A 22,587-nucleotide genomic window follows, 5' to 3' on the forward strand; every position below is an offset into this window, starting at 1 on the left:
GGAGCGGGAAAACCCCACGCCCGCCTCCGGCCAACGCAGTGCCGACACGCCCACCACACAAGGGAGTTGACCATGTTCGCACTCTCTCCGTCGCAAGAGATCGTCTGGCTGCACGAACAGATGCTGCCGGGCAGCCGCGCCTACAACTTCACCGCCGTCCTCGACCTGTGGGGCACCCTCGACCGGGAGGCCCTGCACGCCGGCCTGGTCGCCGTGCTGGCCCACCACCCAGGTCTGCGGCTGGAGTTGGTGCCCAGGCCGGAGGGCCTGCCCGGCCAGCGGGTCGCCGAAGGCTGCGAACCGGAGCTGCGCCACAGCGACTTCGCCGCCGAGCAGGACCCGGAGGCCGCCTTCCGCCGGCTGCTCGCCGCCGAGGCCGAGGAGCCGCTGGACACCGGGCGGGCGCCGGTGCTGCGCTGGCACCTGGTCCGGCTCGGTGAGGACCACCACCGGCTGATCCATGTCGAGCACCACCTCGTCCACGACGGCCACTCCTTCGCGATCCTGCTGCGCGACCTGTTCACCGTCTACCGCGCCACCGTCCTCGGCGAGCCCTACGAGCTGCCCGCCGCCCCCTCGTACGAGGAGCACGCCCGCGCCGCTGCCGACCTCCCCCGGGACCGCGGCCTCGACTTCTGGGCGAAGGAGCTGGCCGACGCGCCGCGTGAGGTCACCCTGCCCGGGCTGGCCCGGCAGGGCGCCGAACGGCGCCACCGCGGCGGCCAGCTGCGCCAGTCGATCGGCGCCGACCTGGCCGAGCGGCTGCGCGAACGCAGCAAGGCGGACGGCCACACCCCGTTCAGCACCCTCCTCGCCCTGCTCGCCGAACTGCTGCGCCGGCACAGCGGCCACCGCGAGCTGGTGATCGGCACCGCCGTCGGCAATCGCCCGGAGGGCTTCGAGGGCACCGTCGGCATGTTCGTCAACACCGTCCCGCTGCGCCTGCGGCTCGACCCGCAGGCCCCCGGCACCGAGGCCGTGGACGAGGTGACCGACGTCCTGCTGCGCGCGCTGCCGTACCAGGACCTGCCGGTCCAGGAACTGACCCGCCGGCTCGGACTGCACACCACCGGCGCCGACAACCCGCTGTTCAACGTGATGTTCAGCGCGCACGACGCGGCGCTGCCCGACGTCCAGGCACCCGGGCTGGAGGTCTCGCTGTACGAGGGCTTCAACACCGGCACCACCCGCTTCGACCTCGACCTGGTGCTGCTGCCCGACGACCGCCGGGTGGTCGGCGAGAAGCACGGCGCCGCCGGGATGACCCTGGTCTGGGACTACGACGCCGACCTGTTCCGCGAGTCCGAGGCGGTGCTGCTGTCCGAGCGGCTGCTGGAGCTGCTGCGCTGCTACCTGGACCGCCCGCAGACGCCGATCGCCGAACTCGCCCCCGCGCCCGAGGCCGCACCGGCCACCCCGGTCAGCCCGGCCGCGCTCGACCCGGCCACCGCCCACGACCCGACCTCGCTCGCCCTGCTGGCCGGCACCGAACGGATCAGCTACGGCGAACTCGACCGCCGGGTCACCGAGCTGGTCGAGCGGCTGCGCGCCGCCGGGGTCGCCCCCGGCCAGCCGGTGGCCACCGTGCTGCCGCGCGGCGCGGACAGCGTGGTCGCCCTGCTCGCCTGCCTGCGGCACGGCGCCGTGTACGCGCCGCTGTCCACCGAGGACCCGGCCGCCCGGCTCGGGCTGCTGCTGGAGCGGCTGAGCCCGGCGCTCGTCCTGGCCACCCGGCAGAGCGCGCTGGCGCTGCCCGCCGAGGGCGTGACCCCGGCCCTGCTGGACGGCCCCGCCTTCCCGAAGGCCGAGCCCGCCGCCGTACTGGACGGCGCCGCCTACGTGATCCACACCTCCGGCTCCACCGGCGTGCCCAAGCCCGTCCTGGTCGGCCGCGAGGCCCTCACCGGGTACGTCGCCGCGATCGCCGCACGCTATGGTCTCACCGCCGCCGACCGGGTGCTGCTGTTCGCCCGGCCGTCCTTCGACGTGGCCCTGGAGGAGGTGCTGCCCGCCCTCGTGGCCGGTGCCGCCCTCGTCGTGCCGCAGCGCGAGGTGCCCACCGGGCCCGAGCTGGTGGCCGCGCTGGCCGCCCGCGGCGTCACCGTCGCCAACCTGCCGACCAGCTACCTGCTCGCCGTCCGCGAGGACCTGTGCGAGGCACTGCGCGACGGCCGCTGGGCTCCCCGGCTGCTGGTGCTCGGCGGTGAGCGGCTGCCCGCCCGGGCACTGGCCGGCCTGACCGAGGCCACCACCGTGCTGAACGCCTACGGCGTCACCGAGGCCACCGTCACCTCCACCGTGTACGAGGTCACCGCCGCCGACGTCGCCGAGGACGGCGAGATCCCGCTCGGCGCCGAACTGGACGGCGTGCGCATCCACGTCCTGGACGACACGCTGCGCCCGCTCGCCCCCGGCTGCGTCGGCGAACTCGCCGTCGGCGGAGCCCTGTTGGCCGATGGCTACCTGGGCCTGCCGGAGCCGACCGAGGCCCGGTTCGTGACCGTCCCCGCGCTCGGCGGCGCCCGTGTCTACCGCACCGGCGACCGCGGCTACCGCGACCTGGACGGGCGGCTGCGCTTCCTCGGCCGCGCCGACAACCAGGTCAAGCTGCGCGGCCACCGGATCGAACTGGAGGAGATCGAGGCGGCCGCCTCCGCCGAACTCGGCGGCCGCTCCTGCGCGGTGCTGCTGCACACCGATCCGCAGACCGGCCCGCGGCTGGTCGGCTTCCTGGAGGGCGCCGACCGCCCCGACCAGGCCGCCCTGCACGAGGCGCTCGCCCGCCGGCTGCCCGGCGGGCTCGTCCCGGCGAGCTGGACGGCCGTCGCCACGATGCCGACCCTGCCCGGTGGCAAGCCCGACCGGACCGCCCTCGCCCGCCTGGTGGCGGAGGCTCCGGAGGCTTCCGAGGCGGAGGAGAGCGCGCCGAGCGAGTTCACCGACCCCGGCCAGCAGCTGATCGCCGCCGCCTGGCGCGAGGTGCTCGGCCACGACCGCTTCGCCGCGGACTCGCACTTCTTCGAGGTCGGCGGCCACTCGCTGCTCGCCGCCCAGCTCGCCGCGTACCTGGAGCCGCACCTCGGCAGCCGTCCGCCGCTGCGCACCCTGTTCCGCCACGCCGTGCTGGCCGACCAGGCCCGCGCCCTCACCGCAGGAGACGCCAAGTGAACGAGCGATGCATGAGGGTCCCCGCGGCCGAAGGCCGGGGGAGGGCCACCGAGAGGTGTGCACGGGCGACTGCCCCTGCCGAGCGCGGCGAGGTGGGAGCATGACCGCCCCCTCCGCCGTCCTGGAAGACGGCCACCGCGAACTCGTCGAGGCCTTCGAGAGCTTCGTGCGGCGCGAACTCGTCCCGCTGGCCGCGGAGTTGCCCGAGACCGCCGACCAGGTGCCGGCCGACCTGCGGGCCTACGTTCGCAAGCGCTCCGCCGCACTCGGCTTCTACGCCGGCGACTACCCCGAGGAGCTCGGCGGCGCCGGCATGCCGTTCACCGCCGTCGTCCTGCTGCACCACGCCGCCGGGCGCAGCGGCTGCGTGCTCGCCCCGTACGCGCTGGCCGGCTCCGACGGGCCCAGCCCGCTGCTGCGACACGGCACCCCCGAGCAGGTCGAGCGCCACCTCGTCCCGCTGGTGCGCGGCGAGCAGACCCGCTGCCTCGCCCTCACCGAGCCGCACGCCGGCTCCGACGCGTTCCGCCTCACCACCACCGCCGTGAGCACCGGCGACGGCTGGGTGCTGAACGGCCGCAAGACCTTCGTCAGCAACGCCGAGCACGCCGGGATCGCGCTGGTCGTCGCCGCCACCGACCTCGGCGACGGGGCCGGCCCCACGGCCGGGGCCACCGCCTTCGTGCTGCCGATGGACCAACTCGGGCTGCGGATCGGCCAGCGCTACGAGGGCATGTCCGGCGAGCCGCTGTTCGAACTGCTGCTGGACGGGGTCACCGTCGGCCCGGAGGCCGTGATCGGCGGCGAGGAGGGGGTCGGCGCGGCCACCGCCCTCGCCATCGACAGCCTCTCGCGTGGCCGCCTGGTGGTCGCCGCGATGTGCAACGGCATCGCCGAGCACGCACTGCGGATCGGCGTCGAGTACGCCAAGGACCGCCGCGCCTTCGGCCGGGTGATCGGCGAGTACCAGCACGTCCAGGAGCACCTGGTCGCCACCCGGGCCGAGGTCGAGGCCTCCAAGCTGCTCACCCTCGCCTGCGCCCGGCTGGTCGACGAGGGCACCGAGTCGCCCGAGAACGCGGCGCTCGCCAAGCTCACCGCCTCCGAGACCGCCGTGCGCGCGGTGGACCGCTCGCTCCAGGTGCACGGGGCCACCGGCTGGGTGCGCGGGCACCCGCTGGAGTTCCTGTACCGCTACGTCCGGATGACCACGATCATCGAGGGGACCTCGGAGGTCCAGAAGGTGATCATCGCCCGTTCCATGGGCCTGAACTGACGATACGTCACCTTGCTGGAGATGATGATGGAACACCTTGACAAGGAAGCCCGGAGCGCGGAGAACCCGAGCATCGGGTACGGCCGTCCGCACCAGGACGGCGCGGTGCTCGACCTGTTCACCGCCTGGGCGCACCGCACCCCCGACGCCCCCGCCCTGATCGACGGCGACCAGGTCCACAGCTACGCCGAACTCGACCGCCTCGCCGACACCGTGGCCGAGGCCCTGCGCGGCAAGGTCGGCCCGGGGGACCTGCTCGGCGTCTGCCTCGGCCACTCGGTCTCGCTGGTCGCCGTCACCCTGGCCGCCGCCAAGCTCGGCGCCGTCCACCTGCCGCTCGGTCCGCGCCCCGGGGAGCGCCGGCTGCGCGCCGTCGCCGAGCAGCTGCGCCCCGCCTGCCTGGTCGGCGAGCCGGACCTGCTGCCGCCCGGCGGCGAGCGGCTGCCGCTGGACCTGCCCACCGGCGGCGTGGTGGCCGCCCTGGCCCCCGGCGAGCAGGTGCGCGTCCCGGCCGGCACCCACTACGCGGTGCTCACCTCCGGCTCCACCGGCACCCCGAAGGCCGTCGCCGTCACCGAGCCCGCGCTCGGCGCACTGCTGCAGTGGTACCGCGAACTGACCGGCCTCGGCCCCGGCGAGCGGCACAGCCTGCTGATCGGCGTCGCCTTCGACCCGCACGTGATGGAGCTGTGGGCCGGCCTCACCTCCGGCGCGGCCCTGGTCGTCGCCCCCGAGGCGGTCCGCTGGGACACCGGCGCGCTCACCGACTGGTGGCGCGAAGCCGGCGTCACCGTGTCCATCCTTCCCACCCCGCTGGCCGAGCCCGTCCTCGGCCGGCCCTGGCCCGCCGGCCTGGCGCTGCGCCACCTGGTGATCGGCGGTGACCGGCTGCGCCGCGCCCCCGGGCCCGACGTCACCGCGACCGTCCACAACGCCTACGGCCCGGCCGAGGCCACCGTCACCACCACCACGCACACCATGCCCCCCGGCGGCGACCACGGCGCCGGCGCCCCGCCGATCGGCCTGCCGATCGACGGCGCCGTCCTCCTGGTCACCGACGAGGACGGCCGCCCGGTACCGCGCGGCACGGCCGGCGAGCTGCGGATCGGCGGCCGCGGCCTGGCCGCCGGGTACCTGGACCCCGAGCTGACCGCCCGCCGCTTCGTCGACGCACCCGCCGGCGTGGTCGGCACCGACCGGGTCTACCGCACCGGCGACCGGGTGGTCATGCGGCCGGACGGCGTGCTGGAGTTCCACGGCCGCCTCGACGACCAGGTCAAGGTCAGCGGCGTGCGGATCGAACCGGCCGAGGTCGAGGCCGCCTTCGAACGCGACCCGGCGGTGCGCCGGGCGGTGGTCGCCGCCGAGCAGACGCCGACCGGTGGGGTCCGGCTGCTCGCCTTCGTCCAGACCGAGGGCGGTGCCGATTCCGCTGCGCTGCTCGACGCCGTCCGCCCCTGGCTGCCCGAGCAGGCCGTGCCCTCCGTCGTCCGGCTGGTGGAGCGCTTGCCGTTGGACGCCAACGGCAAGGTGGACCGCCAGGCCCTGCTGGCCGACGCTTCGGCGGCGGACCCGGGCGAGGAGGCCCTGACGGGCGAGGATGCCTTGACGGGCGAGGGGAGCACCCTGGTCGAGCGCACCGTGCTGAAGCTCTGCCGCGAGCTGATCGGCCGCGCCGACCTCGGCCCGGAGGACAACTTCCTGGCTGTGGGCGGCAACTCGCTCGCCGCGGCGAGATTCCTGGAGGCCCTGGAGAGCGAGTACGGCGTACGGCTGCGCGCTCCCCTGGTGCTGCGCCAGCCGGACCTGCGGGCCGTCGCCCGGCTGGTCGAGGAGCGGGTGGCCGCCCTGGCCGCGACCGCCTGAGCCCGTCCCAACCTCCTCAGCGGGGCGCCCCGGCCCACCCGGCCGGGGCGCCCGGAAGGGAACCACCATGACCACCGCGACCACGTCCACCGCGACCACCACGAGCCCCGTGACCACGACGAGCCCTGCGGCCGGCACGAACCCAGCGGCCTGCGCGACCCCGTCCGACCGGACCGCCGAGGCCCTGCCCGTGCTGCCCGCCCTGATCGCCCGGCAGGCCGAACGCCGGCCCGACGCGCTCGCCGTGACCGACGGCTCCACCGCCCTGACCTACCGCGAACTCTCCGACGCCGCAGGCCGGTTGGCCGCCGTCCTGGCTGCCCGGGGGATCGGCCCCGGCAGCGCCGTCGGCCTGCTGTGCGCCCGCTCGACCCGGCTCGTCGTCGCCCAGCTCGCCGTCTGGCGGGCCGGCGCACTGGTCGTCCCGCTCGACCCGGCCTACCCGCGCCCGCGGATCGCCGAGATGACCGCCGACGCGGACGTCCGGCTCGTCCTCGGCGACAAGGGCCTGCTCGCCGAGGCCGGGCTCCCCGAGGAGCGCACCCTGGTGCTGACCGAGCGCGGCACCGAGGCCACCGACGGCACGGCACCCGACGCCGCCGACCCGGCCGCGCCCGCCCTGCTCTACTACACCTCCGGCTCCACCGGCCGCCCCAAGGGCGTCCTCGTCCCGCACAGCGCCGTCGCCGACCTGGTCACCGCCGAGGACGCGGTCGCCCTCGGCCCGCGCGACCGGGTGCTCTTCCACTCCACCGTCTCCTTCGACGCCGCCACCTTCGAACTGTGGGCCCCGCTCGCCCGCGGCGCCGCCGTGGCCGTCTCCCCGAGCGAGCGGCCCAGTGCCGAGGACCTGGTCCGTGACGTCGAGCGCTTCGGCGTCACCACCGTCTTCCTCACCACCGCGCTCTTCCACCACCTGGCCGCCCGGCGCTCCCGGGTCTTCGGTGTGCTGCGCACCCTGGCCGTCGGCGGCGAGGCGATCTCCTCCGAGCACGCGGGCGCCGTGCTGCGGGCCTTCCCCTGGCTCGAACTGGTCAACGTCTACGGGCCGACCGAGGCCACCACCTTCACCACCCTGCACTGGATCACCCAGGCCGACTGCGCCGGCTCCGTCCCGATCGGCCGGACCTTCGGCGGTGCCCGCGCGTACGTCCTGGACGAGCAGCTCGCGCCGGTGGCGCCGGGCAGCGTCGGCGAACTGTGGATCGCCGGCGACCGGCTGGCCCTCGGCTACCTCGGCCGGCCGGAGCTGACCGCCGACCGTTTCCGCGAGCTGCCGGGCATCGGCCGCGCCTACCGCAGCGGCGACCGGGTCCGCCGACTGCTGGACGGCTCCCTGGAGTACCACGGGCGCACCGACGACCAGGTCAAGGTGCGCGGCTTCCGGATCGAACCCGGGGAGGTCGAGCACGCGCTGCTCCAGCTGCCCGAGGTCGCCGAGGCGGCGGTCGTGGTCCGCCGGGCCGGGCAGGCCGACGCCGCGCTCACCGCCTGCCTGGTGCTCGCCGAGGGCGCCCGCCCGGCCGTCGAGGCACTGCGCACCCGTCTGGCCCAGCAGCTGCCCGCCCACCTGGTGCCCACCACCTGGACCGTGCTTGCCGCGCTGCCGCTGACCGGCAGTGGAAAGGTGGACCGGCGGGCGCTGGCCGCCGACGAGCAGGCCGAGGCGCAGCCGTCCGCCGGCGCCGAGCTCGGCCCGATCCAGCAGGTCGTCGCCGAGGCGTGGAGCCGGGCCCTGGAACGCCCGATCACCGACCCGGCCGCCGACTTCCTCGCCGAGGGCGGCCACTCGCTGCTCGCCATGTGGGTGGTGGACGACCTGCGCGAGGACCTCGGGGTCGAGCTGTCGCTCGCCGACTTCCTCGGCCACCCGACCGTCGCCGCCCAGGCCGAGCTGCTGGAGCGCGCCCTGCGGGCCGCCGACGACACCCCGGGAGGCGACCGATGAGCACCGTCGACCAGAGCGACCTGCTGCGCCGCGCCCGCAACCGCCGCGCCGCCACCGCCGCCACCACCGCCGCCGTCACCGCCGCCACCTCCGCACCGGAGGCCGACCCCGCCCCGCTCTCGCACGCCCAGCAGCGGATGTGGCTGATGGACCACCTCGGCCAGGGCGGCGCGCTCTACAACGTGCCGCTCGCCACCCGGCTGCGCGGCCCGCTCGACCACGCGGCCCTCGCCACCGCGATCACCGGCCTGACCGAGCGGCACGCCGTCCTGCGCACCCGCTACCCGCGCCGGGGCGACGAGCCGTACCAGCAGATCGACCCGGTCGTCCCGGTGCCGCTGCCGGTCCTGGACGCCACCGGCCCCGAGCAGCTTGCCGCCGAGGCCGCCCGGCCGTTCGACCTCGCCACCGGCCCGGTGCTGCGGGCCCTGCTCCTGCGGCACGGACCCGACGACCACACGCTCCTGCTGACCATCCACCACATCGCCGTGGACGGCGGCACGCTGCCGTTCCTCACCTCGGACCTCGCCGAGCTGTACCGCTCCGCGCGCGACGGCGTGCCGAACCGGCTCCCGCCGCCGGCCCCCTCGTACGCCGACTACGCCCGGCAGGAGCGCGCCCGCGAGGCCGAGCTGACGGCCACCGCCGGCGTCCTCGCGGCCAGGCTGTCCGGCGCCCGGCCGCTGCCCCTGCTGCGGCCCGTCCCGCCCGGCGCCCGGGAGCGCCGCGCCGCGCTGCACGCCGCCCCGCTGGAGCCGGCCGTGGTGGAACAGCTGCGCGTCCTCGGTGCGCGGCACGGCGCCACGCTGTACACCGTCGTGCTGGCCGCCGCGTTCGCCGCTCTGAGCATCGCCTCCGGGCAGGACGACCTCGTCCTCGGCTGCGCCAGCGGCCACCGGGCGCGGCCCGAGTTCCGCCGGACCGTCGGACTCGCGGTCAACACCCTCGCCGTGCGGGCGAACCCGTCCGGAGACCCGTCGTTCGTCGAACTGCTCGGCCTGGTCCGCACCGCCCTGCTCGACGCGCAGCAGCACCACGAGGTGCCGCTCGACCTGGTGGTCGAGCGGCTCGGTGCGGCCGCACGCGGTGCGGACGGCACCCCGCTGCTCTCGGTCAGCTGCGACCTGGTCCAGATCGTCGACCCGCTGGTGCTGCCGGGCCTCGACACCGAGAACGTGGAACTCGACCTGGGGCTGGCCAAGTTCGGCCTCACCCTGCTGGTGGAGGACAGCCCGGCGCCGCGCTGCCTGCTGCAGCACGACCGGGACGCGCTGGACCCGGACACCGCCGCCCGGCTGCTCGGCGCCTTCGCCGAACTGCTCACCGCCGTGGCCGGCGACCCGGAACGGCGGCTGTCCGAACTGCCCGGAGAGCGGTTGGCGGCCGCCGAACACCCGGTCGTGGAAGCCCTGTCGGCCGACCCCGCGGTGGTCGAGGCGGCCGTGGTCGAGAACCCCGACGGCCCGCCGCTCGCCTACGCGGTGGTGCGCGGGCCGGTCACCCCGAGCGGCACCGCCCTGCGGGCCGCCCTGCGCGGACGCCTCCCGGCCGGCGAACTGCCGCTCGCGGTCACCCTGGTGGACCGGCTGCCCCGCCACCCGGACGGCACCCCCGACCGCGACCGGCTGCCCGGCGCCACCCCGCTGCCCGGCGCTGCCGCCCCGGCAGTGGGCCCGCAGGAGGAGGGCCTTCTGGACGCCGTACGGAAGGCGTTCGGCGAACTGCTCGGCGCGACCCCGCCCGCCGACGGCGACTTCTTCGCCCTCGGCGGCCACTCCCTGGTCGCCGTCCAGCTCGCCGAACGCCTGCGCACCCGCACCGGGCTGCCGCTCACCGGCCTCGACATCCTGGAACAGCGCACCCCGCGCGCCCTCGCCGTCCTGCTCGCCATCCGCGCCGACGAGCGTCGCGCCGCGCTCGCCCGGGCCGGCGCACGCCCGCAGGCCACCGGCGCCCGCACCGGCACCGTCCTGCTCACCGGCGCCACCGGCGGGGTCGGCGCGGCCGTGCTCCAGGAGCTGATGGCCCAGGGGCGGCCGGTCCGGGTGCTGGTCCGGCCCGAGTCCGCGCACCTGCCCGCGCTGAACGGCGCCGAGGTGGTGGAGGGCGACCTCGGCGACGTCGACAGCCTGCGCCGGGCGGTCGAGGGCGCCGACGCCGTCATCCACTCCGCCTGCACCTTCACCGACCACGCCACCGACCTCGCCGCGATGCGCGCGCTGGTCGACGGCTGGCGGGGCGGCCCGTTCGTCTTCGTCAGCAGCATCGACGCGTACGGCCGCCCGACGGGCACCGAGGTTGCCGAGGGCAGCCCCAGCGACGCGCCCGTCACCCCGTACGGGCAGGCCAAGCTGGACTGCGAGCGGATCCTCTTCGAGGCCGCCGCCACCGGTCGGGGCCAGGCCGTCGCCGTCCGCTCCCCGATCGTCTGGGGCCCGCACCACCGCCTGCGCGACCAGCTCCGTTGGGGCTCCACCGGCGCCCTCTACCAGGCTGCCCTGGCCGGCCGACCGATCGGCCTGCCGGAATCGGAGGAGTGGTACGGAGCCTCCTGGGTGCACGCCGCCGCCCTGGCCCGCGCCCTCACGGCCTGCCTCGCCCCGGACCACCCCGCCGCCGGCCGGGTCGTCAACGCGGTGAGCGGACACGTCTCCTGGGCCGACTTCAGCACCGAACTGGTCCGTCTGATCGGCTCCGACAGCCCGGTCACCGCCACCCCCGACGCCGACGAGGAACTCCGCCGCCCCTGGCACTACCGGGCGGACACCCTGGCCGACCGCCTCGCCCCCGAACCCGGCGAGGACTGGCGCAGCGTCCTGGCGGCCATGGTCCGCTGACCCCCCGACCGCGGGCGGAGGAGTCCAGCTGCCGGACTCCTCCGCCCGCGCTAGCGGATCCGCCGCAGGCGGGAGGCCGCGATGTGGCGGCTTCGTCGGGTGCGGCCGCTCTCGGCGAGGAGGCTCACGACGGCCCGGGCGGCCGACTTCTCGGCGAGGTGCGCCTGGAGCCAGTTGTCCGCCGTGAGCAACTGCTCCTCCTCCCACGGCTCGTCCAGGGTTATCGCCCGCAGCAGTGCCCAGTCCCGTAGGCGCCGCAGGGAGAAGGCGTCGGCCGCCACGAGGTCCGCCAGCTCCCGCCGCCAGGCCGGGAAGCCCGGGTCCGTCAGCAGCTCCGCCGCCCGCCGGTCCAGGTACTCGCAGACCGCGCAGCTCGCCATCGAGCGCTCGGGGTCGGTGAGCACCCGGGCCGCGAGGGCGGCCGCGTCCTCGGGTGCCACGTCGGCGAAGGCCCGGCGGTACCGTGCGAACCGCACGTGCTCGTCCGGCTCGAAGCCCTCCGTACCGGCCGCTGCTGTCTCGGTCACCGAGGTTCCCTCTTCCGTCCTGCCGTGGTCCTTTGCCCGCCCGATGGTCGCACGGCTCCCGGACGGCGGGCCCGGCGGCTCCCGACACCGTGCCGGTGACCTCCTTGACCTCCTTGACCTCAAGCCCGCTTGAGCTCCTAGCCTTCACCTGATCAACCGTCAAGCGCCAGGATTAGCTGCATGATTCTCGTGACCGGGGCCACCGGCAACATCGGACGCCCCCTGCTGGAGGGGCTGCGGGACCGCGGGGCCGGCCCCCTCCGGGGCCTCACCCGTGACGGCACCCGGGCCCGGTTCCCCGAGGGCGTGGAGGTGCGCGAGGGCGACCTCGCCGACCCGGCCTCCCTGGTGCCCGCCCTCGACGGGGTGCGCTCGCTGTTCCTGGTGTCGCGGATCGGCTCCGACGCCGGCATCCTCGACGCCGCCCGGCGGGCGGGCGCCGAGCACGTGGTGCTGGTGTCGTCCGTCACCGTCCAGACGCATCCGCACCTGGGCCCCGCCCGCGAGAACGCGGCCGTCGAGCAGTTGCTCAAGGACAGCGGCATGGCGTGGACCGTCCTCCGGCCGACCCAGTTCGCCTCCAACGCCCTGTGGTGGGCGTCGACGGTCCGCGCGCGGGGGACGGTCCGCGTGCCGTACGCGGACACCGGGCTGCCCACGGTCCACCCCGCGGACATCGCGGCGGTGGCGCGGGTGGCGTTGACCGGGCCCGGCCACCGGGGACGGACGTACGCGCTGACCGGCCCGGAGCGGGTGACGGCCCGGCAGCAGGTGGAGGCCATCGCGGCGGCTCTGGGGCGGGAGGTGCCCTTCGCGGAGATCGGCCGGGAGGAGGCCCACCGGCAGATGTCCACGGTCCTGGGGGCCGAGGCCGCGGATGCGGTGCTGGATGTCACGGGCGGGGACGTCAACGACGGGCTGCTGGAGGTGCGCCACACCGTCGAAAGGGTCACCGGATCCCCCGCCAGGCCGTTCCACCGCTGGGTCGCCGAGAACCTCGCGGCCTTCCGCTGACGAGCCCCGCACTGCTCGGACACGCCCCGGCCGGCACCGGGCGCTCAGCCGATGGTCACCACGCGGGCCCACTCCGGCGGGCTGTCCGGGCGGTAGTCCTCCTGGTCCTCGTCGTACCGGCTCGGCCTCGGGAAGAGGCCGACCACCGTGCGGCAGGGCGGGGCGGCGGAGGGCCAGGGGGTCTGCCCGTCGGTCAGGACCACCACCACGTCCGGGCGGGGATGGCTGCGCAGGGCGGCGCGGAAGCCGGTGCGCAGGTCGGTGCCGCCGCCGCCGATCAGTGGGATGCCCTCGGCCCGGCAGAGCTGGTGGACGGTCCGGGCGGCCGCGTCGCAGGGGACCACGGTGACCTGGTCGCGGCGGCCGCCGACCGCCCGGCCGATCGCCGCGACCTCCAGCAGCGCGCTGCCCAGCTCGTCGTCCGAGACCGAGCCGGACGTGTCGATGATCACCGAGACCCGCGGCGGGCGCCGCCGCAGGCTCGGCAGCAGCACGCCCGGCACCCCGGCCGAGCGGCGGGCGGGGCGGCCGTAGCTGTAGTCCTCGCCCGCGCCGGGGCCGGAGACCGCCGAGCGCACGGCCGCGCCCAGCAGCTGCCGCCACGGCTGCGGTGGGTGGAACGCCTCCTCGGCCCAGCGCTTCCAGCCGGCCGGGGCGCAGCCCGGGCGGGCCCGGATGCCCTCGGCGACCCGGAAGCGGACGGCGTCGCACTCCTGGGCGGTGAGCCCGTGGGCGCCGTCCGGGCCGAGCTCCCACGGGCGGTCCAGGCCGTCGGCGCCGCTGCCGCAGTCCAGCCAGGCCGCCTCCCGGTTGCGCGGGTGGAAGAGGTGCCGGCGCAGGTACTCCTCCATGAGCAGCCCGTCCGGCAGCAGGAGCATGTCCGGCCGGACGGCGCCGGGCGGGCGGGCCAGCCCGTCCCCGTACACGTCGTCGTTGATCTCGCAGTCGGCGGCGATGTTCATCCGCAGCCGGGCGGCCGGGCCCTCCAGGCCCAGTTCGCGGGCGAGGCGGTCGCCGCGCCCGTGGTGGTCGCGCAGCAGGTGCGAGACCTCGTGCACCCAGACGCCGGCCAGGTGCTCCACCGGGGTGCGGGCGACGAAGGCGGGCGAGGCGTAGCAGCGCCAGTAGCGGTCCACGGCCATGGTTGGCACCTGCCGGGACTCCACCAGGTGGAGCGCGAACAGCGCCGTCGCCAGGTACGGCCGGACCCGGGCGGCGTACAGCCGGGCGGCGTACAGCTTCTCGACGTCCAGTGGTGCGGGCGGCGCGCTCGCTGTGCTGCCCACCGTGCGGCTCGTCGCCGCGCCCTCCTTGTCGCTCGTCGCCGTGCCCACCGTGCCGCTCACCGCTGCACCGTCCGCGGCTTCAGCGCGCCGACGAGGTCGGCCCGGCGGGAGACCGCCAGCGCCGGGGTGAGCCGTTCGATCGTCGCCGGCACGTCCCAGTCCTCCCGGCGCAGCGAGGCCAGCGTGGTGGCCGGGACGACCAGCAGGTCCGGCGCGCCGGCCTCCAGCGCCCGGACCAGCAGCGCCCAGGCCGCGTCCCAACGCGCCCGGTCCGGCTGGCTGCGGACCGCCGCGACCACCCCGTCCAGCACGGCCTGGCGCAGGTCCCCGCGTTCGGGCAGCACCGCGCCGGCCGGGTCGGCGAGCAGGTCCTCCGGGTCCGGCAGGTCCATCCGGTCCATGTGTGCCATCAGCTCCAGGCCCGGGCCGTCGCCGACGGCGCCGCGCACCAGCAGGGACAGCACCTCCCGGGAGGAGCCGGCGGCGGTCGCGAAGGCGACCAGCCGCAGCGCCATGTCCCAGCTGCGCGGGGACGGCCAGGCGCCGCCGCGCCGGGTCTCGGTGGTGGGCAGCCGGTGCACCAGTTCGGGGCGGGCGGCCAGCAGCCCGCACACCGAGCGCCGGGCGAGTGCGACGGCCGCCGGCAGTGCCTGCGGGTCGAGCCGGGGCAGCGTGGCCACCGGCCAGACGCCACGGAGCCCGCGCACCACCACCTCGTGGTCATGCGTCCACTGGAGGTGGACGAAGCGGTTGGCCAGCGGCGGGCTGAGCTCCCAGCCGTCGGCCGCCGAGGAGCGCGGGTTGGCGGCGGCCACGATCCTGACGCCGGGCGGGAGTTGCAGCGTGCCGATGCGCCGTTCCAGGACCAGCCGGAGCAGTGCGGCCTGGACGGCGGGCGGCGCGGTGGACAGCTCGTCCAGGAACAGCAGCCCGTGTCCGGCCCGCACCAGCCGGACGGCCCAGTCCGGCGGGGCCATCGGGACGCCCTGCTGCGCCGGGTCGTCGCCGACGATGGGCAGCCCGGAGAAGTCGGAGGGCTCGTGGACGCTGGCGATCACCGTGGTCAGCGGCAGTTCGAGGGCCTCGGCGAGCTGGTTGAGTGCGGCGGTCTTGCCGATGCCGGGCTCGCCCCAGAGCAGGACGGGCAGGTCGGCGGCGACGGCCAGGGTGAGCGCCTCCAGCTGGTTGTCGGCGCGCGGTTCGGTGGTGGTGTCGGCCAGCAGGTCGAGCAGCTGCCGGGCGACGTCGAGGCGGGCGGCTTCGGGCGTGCGGACGGGCATGGGTGATCACCTCAAGGCGTGTGGTGCGGATGGGTTTTCAGCGCTGGGCGGCCGGCGCCGCCATCAGCGGAGCGAGGCCAGGCGTGGGCGGGCCCGGAACGAGGCGTGGTGCGGGCGCGGGCGGAAGGCCGCGCCGTCCGGGCGCGAGCTGTGGCGCACGCGTGGCAACGGGTAGTTGATGAGCTCGGGCCCGGTCAGACCCGCCCGGTAGAGGCCGTAGGCGATCCGCCGTTCGGCCGCCGCCGCCAGCTCGTCGCGGAGCGGTCCGTCGCGCAGCACCGCCTCCGGGCCGAGCAGGGCCTCGACCTCGGCCAGTGCCCCGGCGGTGTCGCCGTGGTCCAACCGCTCGCGCACACCGGCCAGTTGGTCCGGCCTGCGGTGCGTGAGGTCGATCGCCCGAAGGCAGGGCAGCGGGGTGCCGGACAGGGCGGCCAGCAGCTTTTCACGGCGCAGCTCGGCTGGGTCGTGGTCGAGCGGGGTGAGCACCCCGTCGACCAGCCCGATCCGGTGCCGCGCCCCTCGGCAGTCCACCAGCCGGTGGGGCCGGGGCCGCGTCGCCGCCTGCGCCCGGGGCGGATGCCCGGGCGCCAGCGCGGCCGCCACCAGCGGATGCAGCCGGTCGGCCTCGATCGCACCGCTGCGGAGCAGGTCGAGGTCGGGCGGCACCCAGGTCGCGACATCGGGGAGCAGCGGCAGCCCCGAGGTGTCCCCAAAGGCCTGCGCCGTCGTCCCGTCCGGCCCGAGCAGCAGCCGCTGCCGACGCCCGAGCCGCACCACGACGGGCCCGGCCGGGCGCCCGTCAGCGCGCAGCAGCAGGTCGGCCTCGGCGGCCCAGCGGTCGACGGCGCAACGTCGCGTCGGATCGCCAAGGTCCGTACCCGGCGGGCCCGTTGGCGGGTCGCCCGTACCGGCCCGGACGGCCAGCTCCGTACTGCGCCCGGCGTCCCAGAGGTGCCGGTGCAGGTCGTAGCGGAACCGGCGGCTGGGGCGCGGACGCGGGTGCGGAGACCGGCCGTCGCCTCCGGAGCCGTCCCAGAGCGCCAGGCCGACCCGCTGGCCGTACTCCGCCCAGGCGGGCGGCGTGCGGACCACCAGGACGACCGGCGACTCACCCGGGTAGCGGGCCAGCGGTACGGTGAGCCCGGGCCGAAGCAGCCCGTCCGGGGCGGACCTCGGCAGGTGCCAGCGCAGCAAGTCCGGTGCGAGGCAACGGAGATCGGCCCGCAGCCGGTCGGCGAGCTCCCGGCCGTGGACGCGGGCGACGTCCCGCAGGCGGAAGTCGACCTCGACGTTGGCCGCGGCGCAGGCCCCGGCCCAGTCGCCGGTCAGGCGGCGGGCGGTGGAGGTTTCGATCATGGAGGGCGGCACGGCGTACTCGCGTACGCGCCGCCAGAAGGAGAGGCGGGAGTCGTTCCCGTGCGCGGGGTGAGTGGGCATCAGCATGCACTCTTCGCGGACGGGACCCCCATTCTGTGAGCAGCGTGAGTGGTCATCGCCGGGGAGCATAGCGCCCCGCACCGCTGCCCGCCACACCGTTCCGCTCTGCGGCCGGGTGCTCAAGGGCCACTGGAGGCCGGGTCGAGACGGGTGGTTCGTGGCGGCTTGGGTGTGTTCTGGTGGAGGGCGGAGGGGCGCGGCGGTGCGTAGACGCTCGCGCATGGAACTGAGTGCGGAGGCTATGGTTCGCCGGCCCGGAGTGGCCTTGACTGGTGGACACGAGGACGGACGCGCAGGGTTCACGGAACCCCGGCGGGTCCGACGATCCGAACAGGCTCCTACTCCGAGTGAGGGTGATTGTGATGGCTGGTGTGGTGGATCTCGCGGTCGAGTCCGGTGTTGTGCTGGTGGTCGGCGGGACGGGGAAGACGGGTCGCCGGGTGGCGGACCGGCTGGCGGCCCGGGGTTACGAGGTGCGGGTGGGTTCGCGTTCGGGTGCGGTGCCGTTCGACTGGCATGACGAGGGGACGTGGGAGGGGGCGCTGGAGGGTGTGAGTGCGGCGTACCTCACGTACTACCCGGATCTGGCGTTCCCGGGTGCGGTGGAGGCGGTGGGGGCGTTCTCGCGGCTGGCGGCGCAGCGCGGGGTGGGCCGGCTGGTGCTGCTGTCGGGTCGTGGCGAGGAGGCCGCGGAGGCGGGGGAGAAGGCGGTGATGGAGTCGGGGGCCGCGTGGACGGTGGTGCGGTGCGCGTGGTTCAACCAGAACTTCAGTGAGTCGTTCTTCCTGGAGCCGGTGCTGGCGGGGGAGTTGGCGTTGCCGGTGGGTGGTGCGGTGGAGCCGTTCGTGGACGCGGAGGACATCGCGGACGTGGCGGTGGCGGCGTTGACGGAGGCGGGGCACGCGGGGGAGGTGTACGAGCTGACGGGGCCGCGGTTGCTGTCGTTCGCGGACGTGGCGGTGGAGCTGTCGGCGGCGGTGGGGCGTGAGGTGCGGTTCGAGGCGGTCTCGCAGGAGGCGTACCGGGAGGTGTTGGAGGCGGCGGGGCTGCCGGCGGACTTCGCGGAGCTGTTCTCGATGATCCTGGACGGTCGCAACGCGTCGCTGGGCGACGGTGTGCGGCGGGCGCTGGGTCGTGAGCCGCGGGACTTCGCCGACTACGCCCGCGAGGCCGCCGCCTCGGGCGTGTGGAAGGCGTGACCAGCCAGAAGGGCAACACCTGCCGTCCGTACGGCAGTCCAGCTGATCGTCGGTGCCGGGCGGCGCCGACCACCTGACCGACCACCCGGCCGCGGCCGGGGAGCGGTGAGGAGGCCGGCGGCCCGGACACCGGGAGGGTCCCCGCGTCGGGCGGGGACCGGGGAGACCGAAGGAATACCGATGCGCTCGAATCAGACCGCGACCCCTGCTTCCTACACCGCTGCACAGTCCTTCACCGGCCTCGCGCCGGGTGGCACGGCCCCGGCCGTGCCCGCCACCCGGAGCAAGGCCGCCGGGCCGCTCCTGGTGGGCGCCACCATCGCGATGGGCCTGATGGCCGGCCTGTTCTTCGCCTTCGACGTCTCGGTGATGCCGGGCCTGGCGGCGGGCGACGACGGGACCTACGTGACGGCGATGCAGCACATCAACAAGTCGATCGACGGGAACGGGCTGTTCGGCCTGGTCTTCATCGGCGCCTTCCTCGCCACCGGCATCGCCGCCTGGCTCCAGCACAAGGCCGGCCGGCGCCGGGCCGCGTTGTGGGCGGCGGCCGCGACGGCGCTGTACGTGGTGGCGCTGATCGTCACCATGGGCGTCAACATCCCGCTGAACAACGAGCTGGCGGCGGCCGGTGACGCGTCGCAGATCCACGACCTCGCCGCCGTGCGGGCCAAGTTCGCGGACACCTGGGTGCCGGTCAACATGCTCCGCACCGCGCTCTGCACCGGCGGTCTGCTCGCGCTGACCCGCTCCCTGGTGCTGCACGGCCGCGCGGAGCGCTGAACGCCGCCCCCGCCCACCGCCCCCGACGGAATCCCGTCGGGGGCCTTCGGCATGCCGGCGGCACCCGGTGCCCGGCTGGCCGATTCCGTTCGCTCGCGACCGACGGCGGGTCGCGGCGGACGGGCCGTCAGGAGCAGACTGGCCGGTGCACGGGAGTTCCGACCGCAAGGAGCAGGCATGTCCGTACGATCCGGCAGGCGCAAGGCAGTTGGCAGGCTCAGGACCGCGATCGGCGCGCTCGTCGTGGCCCTGGCGGCGGGAGCGGCGGTCGCACTGCCCGCCGCGGACGCGGAGGCGGCCGGCACCAAGGGCGGCAAGGTGGTCTACCTGACCTTCGACGACGGCCCCAGCCCCGCCTACACCCCCAAGGTCCTGGCGACGCTCGACCGGTACGGAGTGCGCGCGACCTTCTTCGAGATCGGGCAGAACGTCGCCGCCCACCCCTCGGTGACCGCGCAGGTCGCCAGGCGGGGCCACAGCGTGCAGAACCACTCCTGGTCGCACCCGGACCTGCGCAAGCTCTCCGCCGCCGCGCTCAACGCGCAGGTGGCCGACACGGACAAGGCCATCCGTGCGCAGACCGGCCGCACCCCGAGCTGCCTGCGCCCGCCGTACGGCGCGGTCAACAGCACGGTGCGCTCGAAGGCCGCGGCGCTCGGCAAGCAGGTCGTGCTCTGGTCGGTGGACCCGGCGGACTGGTCCCGCCCCGGTACGGCCGCGATCCGGTCGCGGGTGCTGAACAACGTCCGGCCCGGCTCGGTGATCCTGCTGCACGACGGCGGAGGCGACCGCAGCCAGACGGTGGCCGCGCTGCCGGCGATCATCTCCACGCTCAAGGCCCGCGGGTACGGCTTCGCCACCCTCTGCGGCTGAGTCCGGCCGCAGAGGGTGGCGGGTACGGGCGGCGCGGTCGGGCCTGCCCGTCGGGCGGGTCCGGGCCCGGTCAGCTCCGCCCGTTGAGGACGAGCGCCCAGGCGAGGCAGGCGAGCGCGCCGGTCGACAGCAGGGCGCGCAGCACGTTGAAGCGCACCCAGCGGGCCTCGAACCGGCTGCGCACCGCGGCCGGGTCGGTGATCCGCTGGGCCGAACCGGCGGCTTCGAGCTCGTCGTTCAGCGGGATGTTGACCGAGCGGGTGACCCCGATCATCGCGACGTACAGCACCAGCGCGGCGATGGTCACGGGCAGGACGTCGTGCCCGTCCGAGGGCAGGTGCAGGGCGACCGCGGCCGCAGTGGCGAGCAGGGCGCCGACGAAGCCGAGGACGAACCAGCCGTTCAGGATCGCCACGTTGACGCGCTGCATGACCTCGATGAAGGTCCGGTCCTCGACCCGCGCGAGCGCGGGCATGACCGAGCACGAGTAGCCGTAGAACAGTCCTGCGGTCAGTCCACAGGTGACAGTGGCCGCCACCAGGACGAGTGTGCGTGCCGTTTCCATCGTCGTGAGCCCCTCACTTCTCGCTGTCGGTATCGCGGTACCGCAGTCGCCGTGTCCAGTCCGTACCCCGTGGGCAGATCATCCGGCATTTGAGCGGCGCGGGCCACCTCGATCGCTCAAGAGTTCCTCAAATGACATGACGTCAAATGATGTCCTGCCGTCTACACTTGACGGCATGGACACTCTGACGGGACTCCTCGACGGGCCCAAGGCCCGCGGCGCGTTCCTGCTGCGCTCCATCCTCACCCCGCCGTGGTCGCTGCGGATCGAGGACCGGGCTCCGCTCTCGGTGGTGACGATGGTCCGCGGCGACGCCTGGATCCTGCCCGAGCGCGGCACCCCGCTGCTGCTGCACCCCGGGGACGTGGCGATCGTGCGCGGCCCGGAGCCGTACACCGTGGCGGACGACCCGGACACCCCGGTGGACGTGATCGTCGGCCCGGGCCAGGTCTGCACCAAGGGCGGGGTGGACGTCTCCGAGGTGATGTCGCTCGGCGTCCGGACCTGGGGCCAGGGCCGGGAGGGCGACCAGGCCTCCTCGGTGGTGCTGTCCGGCACCTACCAGGCCGAGCACGAGATCGGCCAGCGGCTGCTCGGCTGCCTGCCCGCGCTGCTGGTCCGTCCGGCCGGCACCGGCGCCGACGACACCCTGGTGCACCTGCTGGCCGCCGAGATAGGGCGCAACGAGCCCGGCCAGGAGCTCGTCCTGGACCGCATCCTGGACCTCCTGGTGGTCTCCGTGCTGCGCGCCTGGCTGGCCGCCCCCGACTCCGGCGCCCCCGCCTGGTACCGCGCCCAGCACGACCCGGTGGTCGGCCCGGTGCTGCGGCTGATGCACGACGACCCCGCCACCGCCTGGACGGTCGCCGAGCTGGCCCAGCAGGTCGGGGTCTCCCGCGCCGGCCTGGCCCGCCGCTTCACCGCCCTGGTCGGCGAGCCCCCGATGGCCTACCTGGCGGGCTGGCGCCTGGCGGTCGCCGCCGACCTGCTGCGCGAGCCCGAGTGCACCGTCGCCTTCGCCGCCCGCAAGGTCGGCTACAGCAACGCCTTCGCCCTCTCGGCGGCGTTCAAGCGGGTTCGCGGCATCAGCCCGCAGGAGCACCGCCGACTGGCCGCCACGGGCGCCCCCGCGCAGCCGGCGGGCTTCTCGGGGCCGGCGGAGACGGTGATCCTGGCGGGCTGACCGGGCCGTTCTCCTGCGCGGCCCGCCACCCCGGCCGTTACGACTGGTTGATCGGCCTCTCGGACGAGTCATGCGGGGCATGCGACTCATGCGACCCATCCGACTTCTGTGACGACCCGACGACCCAACGACCCGAAGAGCACCATGACCACGATCACCATCCCCGTCACCGAGGACCTCCTCCACGGCCACCTCGACGTCGAACACACCCGCCGTGGCCTGCTGCCGCACCGCCTGCCCGCCGGTGCCCGCCGGCAGATCCCGGACGAGCAGCTCGCGATGGCCGAGTCCCAGCCCTCCGGTGTCCGGCTGGCCTTCCGCACCCGCGCCACCACGATCACGCTGCACGCCGTCCCCACCAAACGCGCCTACCCGGGCGTCCCGAACATCCCGGACGGTGTCCACGACCTCCTCGTGGACGGCCTGCTCACCGCGCAAGCCGGCATTCCCGGCGGCAACCTGCGCACCGTCGACCTCGCCACCGGCCGCTTCGAACTGACCGAAGGACCGTCCGGCAGCGCCCGGTTCACCGGCCTGCCGGAGCGGGACAAGACCGTCGAGATCTGGCTCCCGCACACCGAGACCACCGAGCTGATCGCCCTCGACACCGACGCACCGATTCAGCCGATCCCGACCGGCACCCGCAAGCGCTGGCTGCACCACGGCAGTTCGATCAGCCAAGGCTCCAACGCCGCCCACCCCACCGGCACCTGGCCCGCCCTGGTGGCCAACAGCGCCGGGCTGGACCTGACCAACCTCGGCTTCGGCGGCGGCGCCATGCTCGACCCCTTCACCGCACGTGCCATCCGCGACACCGCAGCGGACCTGATCAGCCTCAAACTCGGCATCAACCTCGTGAACAGCGACCTGATGCGGCTCCGTGCCTTCACCCCGGCCGTCCACGGCTTCCTGGACACCATCCGGGACGGCCACCCGACCACACCGCTGCTGGTCGTCTCCCCGCTGCTCTGCCCGCTCCACGAATCCGTGCCGGGCCCGCTCGCCACCGACTTCAGCAGCGGCACCCTGCGCTTCCGCGCCACCGGTGACCCCGCCGAAGTCTCCGCCGGCCGGCTCACCCTCACCGTCATCCGCGAAGAACTGGCCCGCATCGTCGCCCAGCGCCGGGCCGACGGCGACCACCATCTGCACCACCTGGACGGCCTGGCCCTCTACGGCGAGCCCGACCACGACGCCCACCCGCTCCCCGACGGCCTCCACCCCTCCCCGGAGGCCCACCGGCTCATCGCGGAGCGCTTCGCCCGACTCGCCCTCACCCCCGGCGGCGCGCTGGCCCCGTGAGCCGCGTCCGCCAAGTCCCGTCGGTGGAGCCGACGGTGAAGCC

At 75.4% G+C, this 22,587-nt stretch carries 16 protein-coding genes; 11 read left to right on the forward strand and 5 right to left on the reverse strand.

All coding sequences use genetic code 11. The features are described 5' to 3' along the window. Positions 1–72: 72 nt before the first annotated feature. From ACIRRH_RS21185 to ACIRRH_RS21205, 5 genes are all read left to right on the forward strand, one after another. On the forward strand, positions 73–3,168 hold the full coding sequence (locus ACIRRH_RS21185) for an amino acid adenylation domain-containing protein (protein ID WP_403069475.1): 3,096 nt from the start codon (positions 73–75) through the stop codon (positions 3,166–3,168). Between the two features lie 100 nt (positions 3,169–3,268). Then, positions 3,269–4,444, forward strand: coding sequence for an acyl-CoA dehydrogenase family protein (locus ACIRRH_RS21190; protein WP_403069478.1), 1,176 nt, complete (start codon positions 3,269–3,271; stop codon positions 4,442–4,444). Positions 4,445–4,471: 27 nt separating this feature from the next. Beyond that, positions 4,472–6,310, forward strand: coding sequence for a non-ribosomal peptide synthetase (locus ACIRRH_RS21195; protein WP_403069481.1), 1,839 nt, complete (start codon positions 4,472–4,474; stop codon positions 6,308–6,310). A 67-nt stretch (positions 6,311–6,377) separates the two neighbouring features. Then, positions 6,378–8,258, forward strand: a complete 1,881-nt coding sequence (locus tag ACIRRH_RS21200; RefSeq protein ID WP_403069484.1) for a non-ribosomal peptide synthetase — start codon at positions 6,378–6,380, stop codon at positions 8,256–8,258. Then, the gene (locus tag ACIRRH_RS21205; RefSeq protein ID WP_403069486.1) at positions 8,255–11,095 is read left to right on the forward strand and encodes a condensation domain-containing protein; all 2,841 of its coding nucleotides are present in this window, start codon (positions 8,255–8,257) and stop codon (positions 11,093–11,095) included. The genes ACIRRH_RS21200 and ACIRRH_RS21205 overlap by 4 nt, the downstream gene beginning before the upstream one ends. Positions 11,096–11,145: 50 nt before the next feature. On the opposite strand, the gene ACIRRH_RS21210 is transcribed toward ACIRRH_RS21205, so the two are convergent. Further along, a complete protein-coding gene (locus ACIRRH_RS21210) occupies positions 11,146–11,622 on the reverse strand; it encodes a hypothetical protein (protein WP_403069489.1) in 477 nt (158 codons plus the stop codon). Between the two features lie 180 nt (positions 11,623–11,802). Between ACIRRH_RS21210 and ACIRRH_RS21215 the strand changes: the two genes are divergently transcribed. Continuing rightward, complete coding sequence (locus ACIRRH_RS21215; RefSeq protein ID WP_403069491.1) at positions 11,803–12,636, forward strand: NAD(P)H-binding protein; 834 nt, start codon at positions 11,803–11,805, stop codon at positions 12,634–12,636. A gap of 44 nt (positions 12,637–12,680) precedes the next feature. Here ACIRRH_RS21215 and ACIRRH_RS21220 read toward each other — a convergent pair whose 3' ends face one another. The 3 genes from ACIRRH_RS21220 to ACIRRH_RS21230 form a co-directional block, all read right to left on the reverse strand. Continuing rightward, positions 12,681–13,922: a VWA-like domain-containing protein gene (locus ACIRRH_RS21220; RefSeq protein WP_403069879.1), complete on the reverse strand. Its 1,242-nt coding sequence runs from the start codon at positions 13,920–13,922 to the stop codon at positions 12,681–12,683. A gap of 56 nt (positions 13,923–13,978) precedes the next feature. After that, positions 13,979–15,202: an AAA family ATPase gene (locus ACIRRH_RS21225; RefSeq protein WP_403069494.1), complete on the reverse strand. Its 1,224-nt coding sequence runs from the start codon at positions 15,200–15,202 to the stop codon at positions 13,979–13,981. Between the two features lie 63 nt (positions 15,203–15,265). Next, on the reverse strand, positions 15,266–16,639 hold the full coding sequence (locus tag ACIRRH_RS21230; RefSeq protein ID WP_403069497.1) for a hypothetical protein: 1,374 nt from the start codon (positions 16,637–16,639) through the stop codon (positions 15,266–15,268). Positions 16,640–17,001: 362 nt separating this feature from the next. On the opposite strand from ACIRRH_RS21230, the gene ACIRRH_RS21235 reads away from it, so the two are divergent. The 3 genes from ACIRRH_RS21235 (at position 17,002) to ACIRRH_RS21245 (ending at position 19,494) form a co-directional block, all read left to right on the forward strand. Further along, positions 17,002–17,838 carry an NmrA family transcriptional regulator gene (locus ACIRRH_RS21235; RefSeq protein ID WP_403069500.1) on the forward strand — a complete coding sequence of 279 codons (837 nt, stop codon included), beginning with the start codon at positions 17,002–17,004 and terminating at the stop codon, positions 17,836–17,838. A gap of 180 nt (positions 17,839–18,018) precedes the next feature. Continuing rightward, entirely contained in the window at positions 18,019–18,621 is a 603-nt protein-coding gene (locus tag ACIRRH_RS21240; RefSeq protein ID WP_403069503.1) for a DUF1772 domain-containing protein, read from the forward strand. Positions 18,622–18,798: 177 nt separating this feature from the next. Beyond that, positions 18,799–19,494, forward strand: coding sequence for a polysaccharide deacetylase family protein (locus tag ACIRRH_RS21245; RefSeq protein WP_403069506.1), 696 nt, complete (start codon positions 18,799–18,801; stop codon positions 19,492–19,494). 70 nt (positions 19,495–19,564) lie between these two features. Here ACIRRH_RS21245 and ACIRRH_RS21250 read toward each other — a convergent pair whose 3' ends face one another. After that, positions 19,565–20,032 (reverse strand): DUF1772 domain-containing protein, encoded by a 468-nt coding sequence (locus ACIRRH_RS21250; protein ID WP_403069509.1) that lies wholly within the window; start codon positions 20,030–20,032, stop codon positions 19,565–19,567. A 202-nt stretch (positions 20,033–20,234) separates the two neighbouring features. Here ACIRRH_RS21250 and ACIRRH_RS21255 point away from each other — a divergent pair, with 202 nt between their 5' ends. Together ACIRRH_RS21255 and ACIRRH_RS21260 are read left to right on the forward strand one after the other, a co-directional pair. After that, the gene (locus ACIRRH_RS21255) at positions 20,235–21,242 is read left to right on the forward strand and encodes an AraC family transcriptional regulator (protein WP_224283353.1); all 1,008 of its coding nucleotides are present in this window, start codon (positions 20,235–20,237) and stop codon (positions 21,240–21,242) included. Between the two features lie 144 nt (positions 21,243–21,386). Beyond that, positions 21,387–22,544 (forward strand): GDSL-type esterase/lipase family protein, encoded by a 1,158-nt coding sequence (locus ACIRRH_RS21260; protein WP_403069512.1) that lies wholly within the window; start codon positions 21,387–21,389, stop codon positions 22,542–22,544. Positions 22,545–22,587 lie beyond the last annotated feature (43 nt).

The organism is Kitasatospora sp. NPDC101235 (assembly GCF_044767505.1).
In the GTDB taxonomy this organism is placed as follows: Bacteria; Actinomycetota; Actinomycetes; order Streptomycetales; family Streptomycetaceae; genus Kitasatospora.

Coding starts and splice junctions, on each gene's coding strand:
- ACIRRH_RS21190 (WP_403069478.1), top strand. CDS start 3,269: ATGACCGCCCCCTCCGCCGTCCTGGAAGACGGCCACCGCGAACTCGTC.
- ACIRRH_RS21260 (WP_403069512.1), top strand. CDS start 21,387: ATGACCACGATCACCATCCCCGTCACCGAGGACCTCCTCCACGGCCAC.
- ACIRRH_RS21255 (WP_224283353.1), top strand. CDS start 20,235: ATGGACACTCTGACGGGACTCCTCGACGGGCCCAAGGCCCGCGGCGCG.
- ACIRRH_RS21230 (WP_403069497.1), bottom strand. CDS start 16,639: ATGCCCACTCACCCCGCGCACGGGAACGACTCCCGCCTCTCCTTCTGG.
- ACIRRH_RS21245 (WP_403069506.1), top strand. CDS start 18,799: ATGTCCGTACGATCCGGCAGGCGCAAGGCAGTTGGCAGGCTCAGGACC.
- ACIRRH_RS21235 (WP_403069500.1), top strand. CDS start 17,002: ATGGCTGGTGTGGTGGATCTCGCGGTCGAGTCCGGTGTTGTGCTGGTG.
- ACIRRH_RS21185 (WP_403069475.1), top strand. CDS start 73: ATGTTCGCACTCTCTCCGTCGCAAGAGATCGTCTGGCTGCACGAACAG.
- ACIRRH_RS21200 (WP_403069484.1), top strand. CDS start 6,378: ATGACCACCGCGACCACGTCCACCGCGACCACCACGAGCCCCGTGACC.
- ACIRRH_RS21195 (WP_403069481.1), top strand. CDS start 4,472: ATGGAACACCTTGACAAGGAAGCCCGGAGCGCGGAGAACCCGAGCATC.
- ACIRRH_RS21215 (WP_403069491.1), top strand. CDS start 11,803: ATGATTCTCGTGACCGGGGCCACCGGCAACATCGGACGCCCCCTGCTG.
- ACIRRH_RS21205 (WP_403069486.1), top strand. CDS start 8,255: ATGAGCACCGTCGACCAGAGCGACCTGCTGCGCCGCGCCCGCAACCGC.
- ACIRRH_RS21225 (WP_403069494.1), bottom strand. CDS start 15,202: ATGCCCGTCCGCACGCCCGAAGCCGCCCGCCTCGACGTCGCCCGGCAG.
- ACIRRH_RS21240 (WP_403069503.1), top strand. CDS start 18,019: ATGCGCTCGAATCAGACCGCGACCCCTGCTTCCTACACCGCTGCACAG.